The 14,729-nt window shown below is 68.9% G+C and carries 11 protein-coding genes; 8 read left to right on the plus strand and 3 right to left on the minus strand.

Going from position 1 to position 14,729, the window contains the following annotated elements:
- Positions 1-29: 29 nt before the first annotated feature.
- The 5 genes from ABNF93_RS00725 (at position 30) to ABNF93_RS00745 (ending at position 6,126) form a co-directional block, all read left to right on the plus strand.
- Positions 30-617, plus strand: a complete 588-nt coding sequence (locus tag ABNF93_RS00725) for a LysE family translocator (RefSeq protein ID WP_349325500.1) — start codon at positions 30-32, stop codon at positions 615-617.
- 638 nt (positions 618-1,255) lie between these two features.
- Positions 1,256-1,771, plus strand: coding sequence for a phosphotransferase (locus tag ABNF93_RS00730; protein WP_349325501.1), 516 nt, complete (start codon positions 1,256-1,258; stop codon positions 1,769-1,771).
- Positions 1,772-1,821: 50 nt separating this feature from the next.
- Positions 1,822-3,312 (plus strand): aldehyde dehydrogenase family protein, encoded by a 1,491-nt coding sequence (locus tag ABNF93_RS00735; protein ID WP_349325502.1) that lies wholly within the window; start codon positions 1,822-1,824, stop codon positions 3,310-3,312.
- The gene (locus ABNF93_RS00740; protein WP_349325503.1) at positions 3,309-4,877 is read left to right on the plus strand and encodes a GMC family oxidoreductase; all 1,569 of its coding nucleotides are present in this window, start codon (positions 3,309-3,311) and stop codon (positions 4,875-4,877) included. The genes ABNF93_RS00735 and ABNF93_RS00740 overlap by 4 nt, the downstream gene beginning before the upstream one ends.
- A gap of 343 nt (positions 4,878-5,220) precedes the next feature.
- Positions 5,221-6,126 (plus strand): sulfotransferase domain-containing protein, encoded by a 906-nt coding sequence (locus tag ABNF93_RS00745; RefSeq protein ID WP_349325504.1) that lies wholly within the window; start codon positions 5,221-5,223, stop codon positions 6,124-6,126.
- A 134-nt stretch (positions 6,127-6,260) separates the two neighbouring features.
- On the opposite strand, the gene ABNF93_RS00750 is transcribed toward ABNF93_RS00745, so the two are convergent.
- Positions 6,261-8,138: an ABC transporter transmembrane domain-containing protein gene (locus ABNF93_RS00750; RefSeq protein WP_349325505.1), complete on the minus strand. Its 1,878-nt coding sequence runs from the start codon at positions 8,136-8,138 to the stop codon at positions 6,261-6,263.
- The gene (locus ABNF93_RS00755) at positions 8,135-9,967 is read right to left on the minus strand and encodes an ABC transporter ATP-binding protein (RefSeq protein WP_349325967.1); all 1,833 of its coding nucleotides are present in this window, start codon (positions 9,965-9,967) and stop codon (positions 8,135-8,137) included. Before ABNF93_RS00755 ends, ABNF93_RS00750 begins: the two co-directional genes overlap by 4 nt.
- 142 nt (positions 9,968-10,109) lie before the next feature.
- Here ABNF93_RS00755 and ABNF93_RS00760 point away from each other — a divergent pair, with 142 nt between their 5' ends.
- The 3 genes from ABNF93_RS00760 (at position 10,110) to ABNF93_RS00770 (ending at position 13,274) form a co-directional block, all read left to right on the plus strand.
- Positions 10,110-10,367 (plus strand): RNA polymerase sigma factor sigma-70 region 4 domain-containing protein, encoded by a 258-nt coding sequence (locus ABNF93_RS00760; RefSeq protein ID WP_349325506.1) that lies wholly within the window; start codon positions 10,110-10,112, stop codon positions 10,365-10,367.
- A 76-nt stretch (positions 10,368-10,443) separates the two neighbouring features.
- Positions 10,444-11,640 (plus strand): Kelch repeat-containing protein, encoded by a 1,197-nt coding sequence (locus tag ABNF93_RS00765; RefSeq protein WP_349325507.1) that lies wholly within the window; start codon positions 10,444-10,446, stop codon positions 11,638-11,640.
- A 131-nt stretch (positions 11,641-11,771) separates the two neighbouring features.
- The gene (locus tag ABNF93_RS00770; protein WP_349325508.1) at positions 11,772-13,274 is read left to right on the plus strand and encodes a glycoside hydrolase family 76 protein; all 1,503 of its coding nucleotides are present in this window, start codon (positions 11,772-11,774) and stop codon (positions 13,272-13,274) included.
- 42 nt (positions 13,275-13,316) lie between these two features.
- Here the strand turns inward: ABNF93_RS00770 and ABNF93_RS00775 are convergent, their stop codons facing one another.
- Positions 13,317-14,660: a family 4 glycosyl hydrolase gene (locus ABNF93_RS00775; RefSeq protein WP_349325509.1), complete on the minus strand. Its 1,344-nt coding sequence runs from the start codon at positions 14,658-14,660 to the stop codon at positions 13,317-13,319.
- Between the last annotated feature and the right edge of the window lie 69 nt (positions 14,661-14,729).

Here is a 14,729-nt window from a genome sequence, read left to right on the forward strand (position 1 = left end):
AAACGGCCGGCGCCGCGGGACGGCGCCAGATGAGGGACCTGGTTCCGCTCATCGTGTTCTCTGCCGTGAGTTCGGGGAGCCCGGGCCCGAACAATGTTCTCCTGTGGGCGTCCGGGATCCAGTTCGGGTTCCGCCCGACACTCCGCCACATCGTGGGTACGTCGGCAGGGATCGGCGCCATGGCGATCGCGGTGGCCGCGGGGGTCGGCGCTTTCATCGCCACCGTGCCCGAGGTCCAGGTGGCCCTCAAGGTCGGTGGCTCTCTCTACCTGCTGTACCTGGCGTACCAGATCGCCGCGAGCAACGCGATGCGACGTGCCGAGATCGCGCGGCCGCTCGGCTTCGCCCAGGCAGCGGTGTTGCAGGGGGCGAATCCCAAGGCCTGGATCTTCGTCCTGGCAGCGGTCAGCGCGTTCCGGCCGGACGACCTCCATGTCGCGCTCGGGAGTGCGCTCGTCGTCGCCACGATGATGATCGTCGTGGTCCCGACGGCGGCGGCGTGGGCCGCGGGTGGGACGGTCATCAACCGGTTCGTCACGAGCGACCGGACACATCGCCTCCTCAGCATCGCTCTGGCCATCATCCTCGTCGCCTCCGTCGCCTACCTCTGGATCTGACACCACGGTCCGGTACGCCGGCCTGCAGCAAGCGGCCGCGCCCGCCGCGCGCCTTACCGGCACAGGAAGTCGTGCCTATGTCTCGAGGCTCGGGCGCGGGTGTGCCACCATGGTGAGGCGGCACATCCGCGTCAGCGCTCACGTTCGTGATCGGCGTGCCTCTCCGCAGATCTTGTTCGGACGCACATGCCTGAACCTGCCTGTCCCATGCGCGTAGTAGTGCCGCCTTCCGCCCGCTCGGGCGACGACTCTCTCTGTGGCACCCGAAAGGACACTCCTGTGCGCGCGCGTCTGGAAAGCTTTGCCCGACAGGTTCTCGGGCCCTGCACGGTCGAAGCGGACTGCGGTTGGGACCACGGCGGCGCTCTCGTCCTGCGCCTGCGCGACCGCGAGGGCACCGCGTGGTACGCCAAACAGAACCCGCACCACGAGGTCCATGCCCGCGAGGTCTCGGCCTACCGACGCTGGGTCCCGCATCTGGGCGACCGGGCACCGAGACTGCGGGCCGCGACCGACGATCTCCCGGCCCTGGTGATCTCCGCCGTCCCGGGTGCCGCGTTCACCGGTGAAGATGTCGAGGTCCACCATCAGGCGGGCCGACTGCTCCGGCGCTTCCACGAGATCGAGACCTTCCCGCCGTGGACCGATCTGGTGGCACACAAGCTCGCCGAACTCGACGCCTGGGTCGCCCGCGCGGACGGACTCTTCGACCGGCCCGAACTGGACTTCGTGCGGTCCACACTTCGTTCCCTGGAAGGGATTCCGGCGCCCCCCCCCGGGTGTCCTGTCACTTCGACTACAGCCCACGCAACTGGCTCGTCGACGTGGGCCGCGTCCATCTCATCGACTTCGAGTGGGCGCAACCGGAGGTGTGGGTCAACGACCTCGGCCGGCTCTTCTTCGGCCTGTGGAGGACCCGGCCCGACCTGCGGGAGGCCTTTCTCGACGGGTACGGTCGGCAGCCCGACGAGGCCGATCTCGCTCTCCTGCTCGGTTCGTACGCCTTGACGACCGTCTGGCACCTCGTCTGGACCTACGAACACGACAACCCCGAGTTCGGCTCCGCCGTCCGCGAGATCCTGCACGGCCTGATGCGCGGTGAGTTCGACAAGCACGCTCAGCAAGTTGGTCGTCACGCGAAGCTGCTCCGGTAGCCTGCCAGCAGCACCGCGATCCCGGGCGAGGAGTCGGCAGGTATCCCCACATGAACGACGTGATCGACCCGCCCGCGACCCTGTTCGTCAACGGGGAATGGGTTTCCGCGGCAGCAGGCGGGGCCAGGGAGATCCGGTGCCCCGCGGACCAGTCTCTCGTCGGTGCGGTCGCCGAGGCCGGCGTCGCCGATGTCGGACGGGCGATCGCGGCCGCGCGCCATGCGTTCGACCGTGGCGCCTGGCCGCGGACTCCGGCCGGGACCCGCGGCGACCTGCTTCTCGCCGTCGCCGGGAGGATCCGCGACCGCAAGGAGGAGTTCGCCCGCGCCGAGTCCCTCGACACCGGCAAGCGGCTGGTCGAGAGCCGGATCGACATGGACGACATCGCCAACTGCTTCAGGTACTTCGGCAAGCTCGCCGGGACCGAGGCGGGTCGGCTGGTCGATGCCGGAAGCCCCACGGTCGTGAGCCGGATCAGCTACGAACCGGTCGGCGTGTGCGGCCTGATCACCCCATGGAACTATCCGTTGCTCCAGGCCGCGTGGAAGGTCGCACCGGCGCTGGCAGCGGGCAACACGTTCGTGCTCAAGCCGAGCGAGCTGACGCCGCACACGGCAATGCTGCTCATGGACGTGCTCCGCGAGGTCGGGTTGCCGGCCGGTGTCGCCAACCTCGTGCTCGGGGCCGGCTCGGTCGCGGGTGCCCCGCTCGCCGAGCATCCTGGCGTCGACCTCGTGTCGTTCACCGGTGGCCTGGAGACGGGTAGGCGGATCGCCGCCGCGGCCGCCGGCACCGTGAAGAAGGTCGCACTCGAACTCGGCGGCAAGAACCCCAACGTCGTCTTCGCCGACGCCGCCTTCGACGCGGCGGTCGACAATGCACTGAACGCGGCGTTCGTCCATGCGGGGCAGGTGTGTTCGGCCGGCGCGCGGCTCGTCGTGGAGGAGTCGCTGCACGGCCGTTTCGTCGACGAGCTAGTCCGCCGCGCGGAGCGGATCCGGATGGGCGGCCCGTTCGACGAGGCCGCCGAGATCGGCCCGCTCATCTCCGCGGCCCATCGCGACAAGGTGACGGCGTACGTGCAACGTGGCCTTGCCGAAGGCGCGGTGCTCCGCTGTGGCGGCACGTGGGGTGAGGGCGACCTCGCTCAGGGATTCTTCTACGCACCCACGGTCCTCGACGGTGTGCGGTCGGGCATGTCCGTCCTCCGCGACGAGGGGTTCGGCCCGGTCGTCACCGTGGAGACGTTCACCACCGAGGACGAAGCCGTGAGGATCGGCAACGACACGCACTACGGCCTAGCCGCAGCCGTGTGGACGCAGGACGCCGGCAAGGCGCAACGGGTCGCCGGGCGGCTGCGGCACGGCACGGTCTGGATCAACGACTTCCACCCCTACCTGCCACAGGCGGAGTGGGGCGGGTTCGGGCAGTCCGGTGTCGGGCGCGAGCTGGGGCCGACCGGGCTCGCCGAATACCAGGAGGCCAAGCACATCTACCACAACATCGATCCGCAGGAGACCGGCTGGTTCGGAGGATCGTGAACCCGGCACGCGAGGAGTACGACTACATAGTCGTGGGCGGCGGTTCGGCGGGCGCCGCCGTTGCCGCGCGCCTGAGCGAGGACGCCGACGTCACCGTCGCGCTGATCGAGGCGGGTCCCAGCGACGTGGGCGACGACGCGATCCTGCGGGTCGACCGGTGGATGGCGCTGCTGGAGTCCGGGTACGACTGGGACTACCAGATCGAGCCGCAGCAGCACGGCAACTCGTTCATGCGGCACGCCCGCGCACGGGTACTCGGCGGGTGTTCGTCACACAACTCCTGCATCGCGTTCTGGGCGCCGCGCGAGGACCTCGACGAGTGGGCGGTGAAGTTCGGCGCCGACGGCTGGGAGTCCGCACAGACCTACCCGCTCTATCAGCGGCTGGAGAACAACGCCGACGACGGCGACCACCACGGGAAGGACGGGCCGGTGCGGCTGCGTACCGTCCCTGCCGTGGATCCGTGCGGCGTTGCGCTGCTCGACGCGTGCGAGCAGACCGGGATCCCGCGGGTGCGCTTCAACGCTGGCGAGACCGTCGTCAACGGCGCCAACTTCTTCCAGATCAACGTGCGTGAGGACGGCGTACGCGCGTCGTCGTCGGTGTCGTACCTGCACCCGATCATGAACGTACGACCGAACTTCGCGCTGCACACCGGGTTGCGGGCGAAGCAACTCGTCCTTGACGGCAGCGCGGGTGAGTGTCGGTGCGTCGGCGTCGATGTGCTCGACACCGATCTCCTCCACACTCGCCGGATCCACGCCCGCCGCGAGGTGGGGGTCTCGACCGGAGCGATCGACTCGCCGAAGCTGCTCATGCTCTCCGGCATCGGGCCGGCGGAACATCTTCGGGAACTGGGAATCGACGTCGTGGTCGACTCGCCCGGCGTCGGCTCCCATCTTCAGGACCATCCCGAAGGGGTGATCGGCTGGGAGGCGCGGCAGCCGATGGTGACAGAGTCCACGCAGTGGTGGGAGATCGGCATCTTCGCCACGACGGAAGACGGCCTCGACCGGCCCGACCTGATGTTCCACTACGGCTCGGTGCCGTTCGACATGCACACCGTGCGGCAGGGATATCCCACCGCCGAGAACAGCTTCTGCCTCACGCCGAACGTCACCCACGCCCGGTCACGCGGGACCGTCCGGCTGCGCAGCATCGACTTCCGCGACAAGCCGCGGGTGGACCCGCGCTACTTCACCGATCCGTACGACATGGAGGTGATGGTCGCCGGTATCCGGCTCGCCCGGCGGATCGTCGGCCAGCCGGCCATGGCGGACTGGGCCGGGCGGGAGCTCTACCCGGGGCCGGGCGTACGGACCGATGACGAGATCGCGGACTACGTCAGGCGTACGCACAACACCGTCTACCACCCGGCGGGCACGGTCCGGATGGGAGCGGCCGACGACGACCTGTCACCGATCGACCCGTCGCTGCGGGTGAAGGGTGTGGCGGGCCTGCGGGTCGCCGACGCCTCGGTGATGCCGGAGCTCACGACGGTGAACCCGAACATCACGACGATGATGATCGGCGAGCGATGCGCGGACCTGATCAAGTCCACCTGATCGGGCGGATCGAGCGAAACAAGCCGGGATCGAGTTCTGAACTGACCGGAAGCGGCACGGTCGTGGCAGCGCTGAGAGGCTGGCCGGTTCAGCACTGTGAGTCGACGTTGCCGCAGGTCGCGACGATCCTCGATCATGGTCGGCCGATTCCTCACTGCACGGGGTGACCGGCGTGGGACAAGCACCGGCTTGGACTACCGCCACCCTTGCCCACCGGTAACGAGTTTGCAACAATCCGGCAAACATCTTCCCAAGTAGGCGCGCTGAGTTGGGAGTGCAGGTGCCGAGGCTCAGTTTGAACAAGGCCATCAAGGCTGGAAACGGGGCCCGAGCATTTGTCGGCTTGGAGTGTGGGCTTACCCGCGGATCGCTCCCCCAGGAGGAGGTCCAGCAGCTCGAAGCGGAGTTGGCGCGCGCCAAACGGGAGGCAGCCGACCTTCGCCGGACTCTCCGCAGTTCAGCCGGGACGCGTGGCGCCGTCCCCGACTTCATCATCATCGGGGCACAGCGGTGCGGCACGACGTATCTCTACGACCTGCTTCGCCGGCATCCCTACTTCAAACCCGCGGAGCGCAAGGAGCTCCACTTCTTCGACCGCGACGCCAACTACGCCAAGGGCCTGAGTTGGTACATGTCCCAGTTCCCTCAACCGGACATCAGGAACGGCCAGAAGGAGATCACCGGCGAAGCGACTCCCTACTATCTGTGCCACGGCCTCGCTCCGCAGCGCGCCGCGCGGATGGTTCCCGGGGCCAAGCTCGTCGTCATGCTGAGGAACCCCATCGACCGGGCCTACTCGGGCCACATGCACCACAGCAGGCGCGGCGAGGAAAGCCTCTCCTTCGACGACGCCATCGCGGCTGAGAGGCAGGGCGAGCCGAATCCTCTCGACACGGGGCAGGCGGTCGCCGACGATGCCCGGGGAAGGCGAGTGCGCCGCCACCACTTCCATCTGGCGCGCGGGATCTACGTCCACCAGCTCAGGGAGTGGCAGAAGTACTTCAGTTCTGACCAGATACTTGTCATCAGGAGCGAAGACTTCTTCGCCAACCCCGGCGTGGTCGCGCGGGACGTGCAACGATTCGTCGGCCTGCCGGACCATGACCTCGACACGGCATCGGTCAGGAATCGGAACCTGGGAACGTACAAGGAAGCGATGGCACCCGCCACGCGGAAGCGGCTCGAGGCCTACTTCGCGCCGTACAACAAGGAGCTCTTCCACCATCTGGGGCGCGACCTCTGCTGGTAGCCCCGTCGACAGCCCGCCGACGCCAGGCACTTGCAGGGTAGCCGCGCGTCTGGAACATCCGGCTGACGGACCTCACCTGTGACGCATGATCATGGTGCGTCCGGGTCCGGCGGATCTGGGCGCGTCAGGCGCCACTACCCGGAGGTGGCGTGCTCCTCCGCCTCGACGACGAGTTCCTCGCTCCAGAGCCGCCGCATCTCCGGGCACGTACGCAGCAACTCGCCGAGCGCGCCCGACCCGACCACCTCGCCGCGGTCGAGCACCACCACCTGGTCGGCCCGTTCGAGTGCCGCCCGCCGGTGGGACACCACCAGGAGCGTGGACGGTCCCTGCCCGTTCTTTGCCGCGTCGGCGATCCGGTCCCACAACAGCTGCTCGGTCTCCACGTCCAAGGCCGACGACAGGTCATCGACCACCATCAGGTCCGGTGACCGGACCAGTGCCCGTGCCGCCGTCGCCCGTTGTACCTGCCCACCAGAGAGGCGGACACCGCGCGGACCCACCACGGTGTCCAGCCCGGATGGCATGTCGGCCAGGTCCTGCTCGAACGCCGCCAGCTCAAGCGACCGGTCGAGCACGTCGCCGTCGACAGGCCACCCCAGGAGGAGGTTCTCCCGCAGCGACTCGGAGAACAGCCGGGGCACCTGCCCGGCGTAGGCGGCCCGGTCCGGCACGAGGAAGGTGCCCGGATCGTCGACGCGCCGCCCGTTCCACGTGACCGTCCCGCCGTCCAGCGGAAGTAGACCGAGCAGTGCGCGGACCAGCGTCGTCTTGCCCGCACCGACGGCACCGGTGACCACCGTGAACGAGCCCTGTTCGATCCGCAGGTCGACGGCGTGGACGCCGCGCCCGCTGGCGTCATGACGTACGGACAGACCGTGGGCCTCGAGTACTTCCAGTCGGTCCACGTCGGCACGCTCGGGCAGCGCGGTCATCGCCGGCGGGGGATCCTCGTCGAACCACACGCGGCCGCGGCGCGACAGGTGGTCGTGATCCTCGTGCGTCGCCATCAGCCGACTCAGCCGCTCGGTCCCCACCGCTGCCTGTGGCACCTTGTAGAGCATCCGGCCGATGACTCGGGGCAGCCACGTCAGCCAGCCGACGTAGCTGGTGAACAGCGCGAAGTCGCCGACGGTGAAGTCGCCCCGCCGCATGGCCGGAGCGGAGAGGAGGAGCACCAGGCCGATGCTCAGCTCGACGGTGGCGCCGGTCGCCGTGTCGAGCATGTCCATCGCCAACCGGTCCTTGACGGCGGCCTGGCGGCGGCGCCGGTTGTGTTCCCGCAGGCGCTCCAACACCGCCGCCTCGGCGCCGGCGGTCTTGATCGCCAGGACGCCCCCGAACGTCTCACCGATGTACGCGGTGACGATCGCACCGAGCTCACGCGCCCGGGCGTGGATCCGCCGGATCACCGTGCTGAGGGCCCGGGTCAGGAACACCACGACGGTCAACGGAACGACCAGCACGAGTGTGATCACCGGGTCGATCGACGCCATGATCGTCAATGCCCCGATGCCGAAGAGGACGGCGCCCAGCAGGTCGACGAGGTTGTCGGTGACACCCACCACGTCGTGCACGTCGTCGCGGAACCGCGACACGGCCTCCCCCGACGAGTGCGGCAGACGACTGGCGGCCGGGCCGCGGGCGGTGAGGATCGACCGCAGCGCATTGGTACGCAAGGTGGTCTCGGCCGCGTTCCACCAGTACGGCCAGACGTTCAGCGCGGCCCAGAAGATCCCGCCCCGACTCGCCTCGACGGCCACGAACGCGGCACACAGCCACAGTGACGCTTCGAGCGAGGCGGGCTGGTGGCCGCTGAGTTGGTCGAAGAGCCCTTTCAGCACCAGCCCGGTGAGCAGCGGTACGACGATGAACAGCGCCCAGAGGACGGCGCCGATCAGGTAACGACGGGGATCGACGCGGACCATCCGGCCGATCACCAGGAACGCCGGCCGCATCGAGGTCCACCAGGACTGGGCAGCCTGCGCGTCCTGGTCGCGTCGCGCAGTCATCTGCGTACCTCCCTTCCGCTGCCTGGACCCACCTGATCGACCACCCGACCGGTCGGCGAGCCGACGCTGCCCACTTCGGCGGGCACCCGACGGACACCCGCCGCCTCGAGCAGCTGGGCGAACCGGCTGTCGGGATCGGCGGCCAGTTCCTCGCGCCGGCCGTACTCCACCACCCGACCGTCGTCGACCACCGCGATCTGGTCGACGCGTGACAGTGACGACAGCCGGTGGGCGATGAGGACGCCGGTCCGGTTGGTCAACAGCTGGTCGACGGCCGCCTCGATGTGCAGTTCGGTAGCCGGATCAAGCCGGCTGGATGCCTCGTCGAGCACGACGAGTCCCGGGTCGGTGAGGAACGCCCGGGCGAAGGCCAGCAGCTGCGCCTCCCCCGCCGACACCCCACCCGCCTGCGAGGCGAGCACCGTGTCGAGCCCGTCCGGCAGCGTCGCGAGCCACCGGCCCAGGCCCACGTCGGTGAGGACGGCCCGCAGCTCGTCGTCGGAGTGACCGCCGCGGAACAGCGTGAGGTTGTCCCGAACGCTCGCCGCGAAGAGCTGCACGTCCTGCGTCACGACACACACCCGCCGGTGCACAGAGGCGAGGTCGGTCTCGCGCAGGTCGACGCCACCCAGGCGGACGACACCCTCGGTCGGGTCGTAGAGCCGGAGCACCATCCGCGCGATCGTCGTCTTGCCGCTCCCCGTGCGGCCCACCAGGCCCAGCGTCTCGCCGGGTGCCAACGCCAGGTTGACGTCGGCCAGCACCTGTTCGTCATCGTCGGAGTACGCGAAACTCACGTGGTCGAGGTCGACGCTCAGCGGACCGCTCGCCGGCAGGGGACGCGGGTCGGGCGGCTCGGGCAGGGTGCGGGGTTCGGCGAGCAGGCCACCGATCCGGGCAATCGCGGCGAGCGCCTTCTGGTACTGCTGGAGCTGGTCGATGATGCGTTCGAACGGCGCCCGCACCATCTGGGTGTACTGCAACAGCAGCACCACCGTGCCGACGCTCAACGCGCCCGAACGCTGCGTCCAGGCGGCCATCCCCAGCACGAGTGCAGTGCCGGCGGCGAACCCGACGGTCGTGCCGGCGAAGAGGCCGCCACCGATCCGTTCGGCTCGCAGGTCGGCGCGGTAGACATCGGCGCTCGCCTGGTGGAAGCGGTTGACGACGTGCTCGCCCGCGCCGTTGGCCCGGATGTCCTCCGCGCCGGCGAGGCGTTCCTCGAGGTTGCCGAACAGCGCGGCGAACCTCTCCCGCACCCTGGTCGCGGACGGGATCGCCCACCGCTGGGCGCGGATCATGAGAAAACCCATGAGCGCGCAGTACGCCAGCAGGACCGCGCCGATCCGCAGGTCGACCGCGAACACCATGATGATGACCCCGACGAGGAGCAGCAGACTCGCCACCATGTCCAACAGGAACGCGACAACGAACTCGGCCACCGCGACCACGTCACCGTCGACCCGCTCGATCATCTCCCCGGGCGTGCGCTGACCGTGGTAGGCCATGTCGAGGCCGAGCGCGTGTTCGGCGAGGGTCTCCCGCAGCCGGTTCGTGCCGTCCCACGCGAGTCGGCTCGCGAGCCAGGCGGTCAGCATCCGCGCCACCTGGCCCGAAACCGCGAGGCAGAGGTAGCCCACCGCGAGGAGGGTGAGCTGGGTCGCGGGGTGGCCCGCGATCGCGTCGTCGACGAAGCGCTTGGTGAGTTGGGGCGCCAGGAGCGGCAACACGGTCGCGAGGACGATGGCCGCGCCCAGAGCGCACGCCTGACGCCGCCCTGGCCAGAGGCAGCGCAGGACGGTACGACGGGCAGTGGTGGAGGGAGTCATGGGCAAGGTCCAGACGCTACGGATCGCGCCTAACCGGGGGCAAAGGGATTTCATCCGTACCGGCGTGTTGCGCCGGCGTGGTGGAGCGGCCCTCGTCAGGATCCCTTGACACATGCGATCTCGTCAGGGCATCCTGACAGGCATGTTCGAGCACACGGAACGCATCGACGACGACGGCGACGACAAGTTCAACGTCAAGGTGACCCTCGGCATCACCGGTGACTGGAGAGCTCAACCGCTGAAGGTGATCTCCGGCATCACCGAGGGCATCAAGTCTCTCGACGGCACCCTCCGCGAGGCCGTCCACCTCGCCCGCAAGGACGGCTCGTCCTGGGAGGAGATCGGCAAGGCGCTCGGCGTCAGCCGGCAGTCGGCCTGGGAACGTTTCTCCGTCGACTGACCCACGGTCGGCGGTGGACAACCAACGGCGCATCCCGTGGCGTCATGTGCCGCAGACCACTCACGCGGGAGGCAGCATGGTCGGTAACCGTTTCTGTCGGATTGCAGCCAGCACCGGACTGTTCGTCGTACTCGCGGGAACTGCCGGTTGCGGCGACGAGCCCGCCACCCAGATAGCGGCCGGGTCAGGTACGACCACGACGTCCGGCGCGCTTTGGCAGCGGCTCCCGGACGCTCCGTTGAGCCCGCGCGCGTCGTCGGTGATGGCGTCGAGCGGCACGGAGGTGCTCGTCATCGGCGGCCAGGACACGGCCCCCTGTCCGCCGGGTGCTGACTGCGCTCCCGGACGGATCACCCGCGACGGGGCGGCGCTCGACCTCACGACGCGTACCTGGCGGACGATTGCACCGGCGCCGCGCCCACTACTCGGCGAGCAGGCCGTTGTCATCGACGGCGTCGTGCATGTCCTGGCCCAGAATCACGGCCCCGATGGCTACGACAAGCCCGCCCGGTTGCTGAGCTATGACGTCGCGACCGACCAGTGGCGAGAATCCGCCGCCCCGGCGAACTCCATCGGCGCGGCGCTGACATCCTCCGGCGGAAAGCTCCTTGCATACGAGACCAGCCACGAGCAAGGCCTCGTTCGCGATCGGATCCTCGACGGCGGAACGTGGCGCGACCTGCCGCCCGATCCGTTGGCGCCGTCGTTCGACCGGGTGATGGTGGCGGTGGGCGACGAGCGGCTCGTCCTCTTCGCGCACGAACTGGTGACGAACCCTGGGGCGGACAAGCCCAGCATCGTGCAAGCCGCCGAGTACGACCTCGCGAAGCAGACATGGCGGCGGCTGCCCGACTCGGAGATCATCGGCGGCTGGTACTGGTCACACACCGACGGCTTGCTCGTCGACCCGTCCATCGGTGGCGCCGACGGCGGACAGACCGGTAACTACGGCCGCGTCTACCCCGAGGGTGGCATCTTCGACCCGCGGGCAAGGCAGTGGCGCCCGCTGCCCGCCGTGCCGGTGGAACCCACCGACGATCTGTGGCAGGGTCCGGCGACCGGTGGGCCGGAACTCGCGATCGTGCGCGGATTCGTCCTCGACCCAGGAGCCGGGAAGGACGGCCGGTGGATCCGTCTACCGCAACCGGTCCGGGGCGCTGCCGAAGACCCCGCCGCCGTATGGGTGGGCGACCGCCTCGTCGCGTTCGGCGGCATTGTCCACACCGACAGGAAGTCCGCGTTCACCGCCGACACGTGGATGTGGCAGCAGTAGGCCGACGCTGGCCGGCCACGGTCATCCTGGGTGGATTCGTTCCCATGCATCAAGCCGATCTTGTTGGCTGTCTCCGCCCGAAACGTTCAGCAGTCAGTCCCGTGGGCGGACGCGACGCAGGTGGAGGCTCCATGACAACGACGATGCGAACCCGCTCTGGGGTACGGCTGCTGACAGCGGCCGGCGCGTTCGCCCTGGGGGTGGGCATGATGACCGGCACATCGACCGCCGGCACGTCGACCGCCGGCACATCGACCGCCGGCACATCGACCGCGGGCACCGCGGCCGCAGCACCCACCGAGGACCGGCTGGCCGACGGAAACACCATCTTCGGGCGTTCGATCGAGTTGCACATCTCCGACCGGGACGCGCTGGGCTGGGCCACCATCAACAACGGCGATCCCACTGACGAGGTGTGGCTGGACCGGTCATACGACGGCGGCGAGACCATCGCCGACGAGCGGCTTGGCTACACCACGATCCCTGACGGGACACGCGGAACGTCCACTGAGGCGTACGACATCAACGCCGCCGATGGCACCAAGGGGGTGCTGCGCGCCTGCGGCAAGGCCGGCAACCGGGACGACATCGTCTGCACGGCGTGGATCGGCGTCGAGAAGCCCAGCACCAAGGGCACTCCGAGCAAGCGCGCGATCGCCGCACTCGTCAAGCTCTACAACGCCGACACCGGCCTGTGGAAGACGACCGGCTGGTGGAACTCCGCCAACGCCCTCACCGCCGTGCTCGACTACCAACTGGCCACCGGCGACCGGAGCTACGACTGGATCATCGCCAACACCTACGAGAAGAACATCGACGCCCAGGGCGGCAACTTCACCAACGACTACATCGACGACACCGGTTGGTGGGCGTTGGCGTGGATCCGTGCGTACGACCTGACCGGCGATCCGCGCTATCTCGAGACGGCGAAGTTCGACGCCGACTACATGTGGGCGAGTCGGGACGAGATCTGCGGCGGCGGTGTGGTGTGGAACATCAACCAGCGTTACAAGAACGCGGTCACCAACGAGCTCTTCATCAAGGTCGCGGCCAGCCTGCACAACCGGATCCCCGGCGATACGGAGTACCTCGCTCAGGCGCTGGAGAACTGGGAGTGGTTCGAGGCCAGCGGGATGATCAACGAGGAGAACCTCATCAACGACGGCCTCGACGGCGCCACCTGCCAGAACAACGGTGACGTCACCTGGACCTACAACCAGGGCATCATCCTTGGCGCCTTGACGGAGCTGTCCTGGGCGACGGGTGACCGTTCGTACCTCACCCAGGCGAAGGCTCTCGCCGACGCGTCCACCCACAGCGACTATCTCCACCCCGCAGGAGTTCTCACCGAGCCGTGCGAGGCGAACGGTTGTGGTGCCGACGGTCCGACGTTCAAGGGCGTGTACGTCCGCAACCTCGGCGAGCTCAACGCCGAGCTACGCGGCCGGCCGTACCAGGTCTACCTCGACCAGCAGGCGGAGACGGCGTACGAGAAGGACCGCAACCGTTTCGACCAGTACGGCCTGCACTGGGCTGGGCCGATCGAGGCATTGAGCGCGGCCACCCAACAGAGCGCGACCGAGGCGCAGATCGCGCCGCTGTGGAAGCGCGGAACCGGCACGCCCCGCAGGTAGTGGGCCGGTTCGTGTCGGGCGGTTCGAGTCGGGCGGTTCGAGTCAGGCGGTTCGAGTCGGGCCGTACGCGTCGAGCAGGGGCGCGTGAGCGACGACGGCGTCGTCGAGGATCGACCGCGCGACCTCAGGGCTGGGGACGAGCGGATCGGTCGCCAGCGCCTGGAGAGCTAGGTGGCGTGAGCCGCTCATCGCCGCCTGCACCGTCAACTCCTGCTGCAAGGCGCGGGCCGACAGGACGGCGGCGAGCGCGGGAGGAAGGTCTCCCACCGCGAGGCCGGTGACGCCCGCTCCGCCGATCACGGCGGGTACCTCGACGACCGCCTCGTCGGGGAGGTTCGAGATCTTGCCGCGGTTGGGGACGTTGACCGCGAGCTCGACGAGGTCGGTGCCGGTGAGCAGAGCCTCGGCGATCGCCACCAGACGTTCGGCCTCCTGGCCTTCCGGCGCGGCGTCGAGTGGTTCGGTGCCCGACGCCTGCGCGTGCAGCTTGTCCCATAGGCTCGACTTCGCACCGATGTAGTGGTGGGTGGCGTCAAGGCCGGGTTGCAGTTCCCACGGGAGATCCGCCCCGTCCGGCGCACCGCCGAGATACCACGCGAAGAACTCCGCCACATGCCGGTCCCCGGGTGCGGGATAGAGCCCGAAGAGGTCCATCAGGTCGGCGGAGACCGGCTCGCTCAGTGGGCTGTTCGAGTGGTTGCCCGGAACCGTCGCCTCGGCTACCAGTGAACGCAGTTTCGGATAGACGTCGACGCCGCGGTGGCGTAGCTGGAGCAACCAGCACAGGTGATTGACGCCCGCGAACACCGTGGTCAGCTCCTTTCTCGGCACACCCAGCACCGAGCTGAGCATCGACCGCGTGTGCATCGTGCCGTGACACAGACCGATGACCCGCTCGTGCGCCCAGCCACTGATGGCGCGGACGTTGGCGGTCAACGGGTTGGCGTAGTTGACGAGCCACGCGTCCTGCGCGAGCTCGGCGACGTCCCGACCAATCGCGACCAGTTCGGGAACCTGCCGCAGCGCCCGCAGCACCCCGCCGGGCCCCACCGTGTCACCGACGGTCTGGCGTACTCCATGTTTCAGGGGTACATCCAGATCGGCGCGCCACCCGCCGGCGCCCCCCACCGCGATCGTCGTCGCGACCAGCGTCGCCCCGGGAAGGGCTTCCCGGCGGTCGACATGAGCCTCGACGGTCATGCCGGACCCGCGCTCACCGGCGATCCGCCGACCCAGCCGTGCCATCGTCACGGCGGCGTCCTCGTTGAGGTCGACGAGATGCACCGCCGCGCCGTCGAAGACCCGCGACGCCGCCAGATCGGCCAGCAACCCCGGGGTGAACACCGTGCTGCCCGCCCCGATGAGCACCACCTTGACCTGTGTCATGAACAACCCCTCACTTGATCCCGGTGAACGTGCTCCAGTGGGCACCAGTGGGCGAAGATGCGGACCGGT

This window comes from Actinopolymorpha sp. B9G3 (genome assembly GCF_040120725.1).
Taxonomy (GTDB): Bacteria; Actinomycetota; Actinomycetes; order Propionibacteriales; family Actinopolymorphaceae; genus Thermasporomyces.

Coding starts and splice junctions, on each gene's coding strand:
- ABNF93_RS00770 (WP_349325508.1), top strand. CDS start 11,772: ATGACAACGACGATGCGAACCCGCTCTGGGGTACGGCTGCTGACAGCG.
- ABNF93_RS00775 (WP_349325509.1), bottom strand. CDS start 14,660: ATGACACAGGTCAAGGTGGTGCTCATCGGGGCGGGCAGCACGGTGTTC.
- ABNF93_RS00725 (WP_349325500.1), top strand. CDS start 30: ATGAGGGACCTGGTTCCGCTCATCGTGTTCTCTGCCGTGAGTTCGGGG.
- ABNF93_RS00750 (WP_349325505.1), bottom strand. CDS start 8,138: ATGACTGCGCGACGCGACCAGGACGCGCAGGCTGCCCAGTCCTGGTGG.
- ABNF93_RS00735 (WP_349325502.1), top strand. CDS start 1,822: ATGAACGACGTGATCGACCCGCCCGCGACCCTGTTCGTCAACGGGGAA.
- ABNF93_RS00755 (WP_349325967.1), bottom strand. CDS start 9,967: ATGACTCCCTCCACCACTGCCCGTCGTACCGTCCTGCGCTGCCTCTGG.
- ABNF93_RS00760 (WP_349325506.1), top strand. CDS start 10,110: ATGTTCGAGCACACGGAACGCATCGACGACGACGGCGACGACAAGTTC.
- ABNF93_RS00765 (WP_349325507.1), top strand. CDS start 10,444: ATGGTCGGTAACCGTTTCTGTCGGATTGCAGCCAGCACCGGACTGTTC.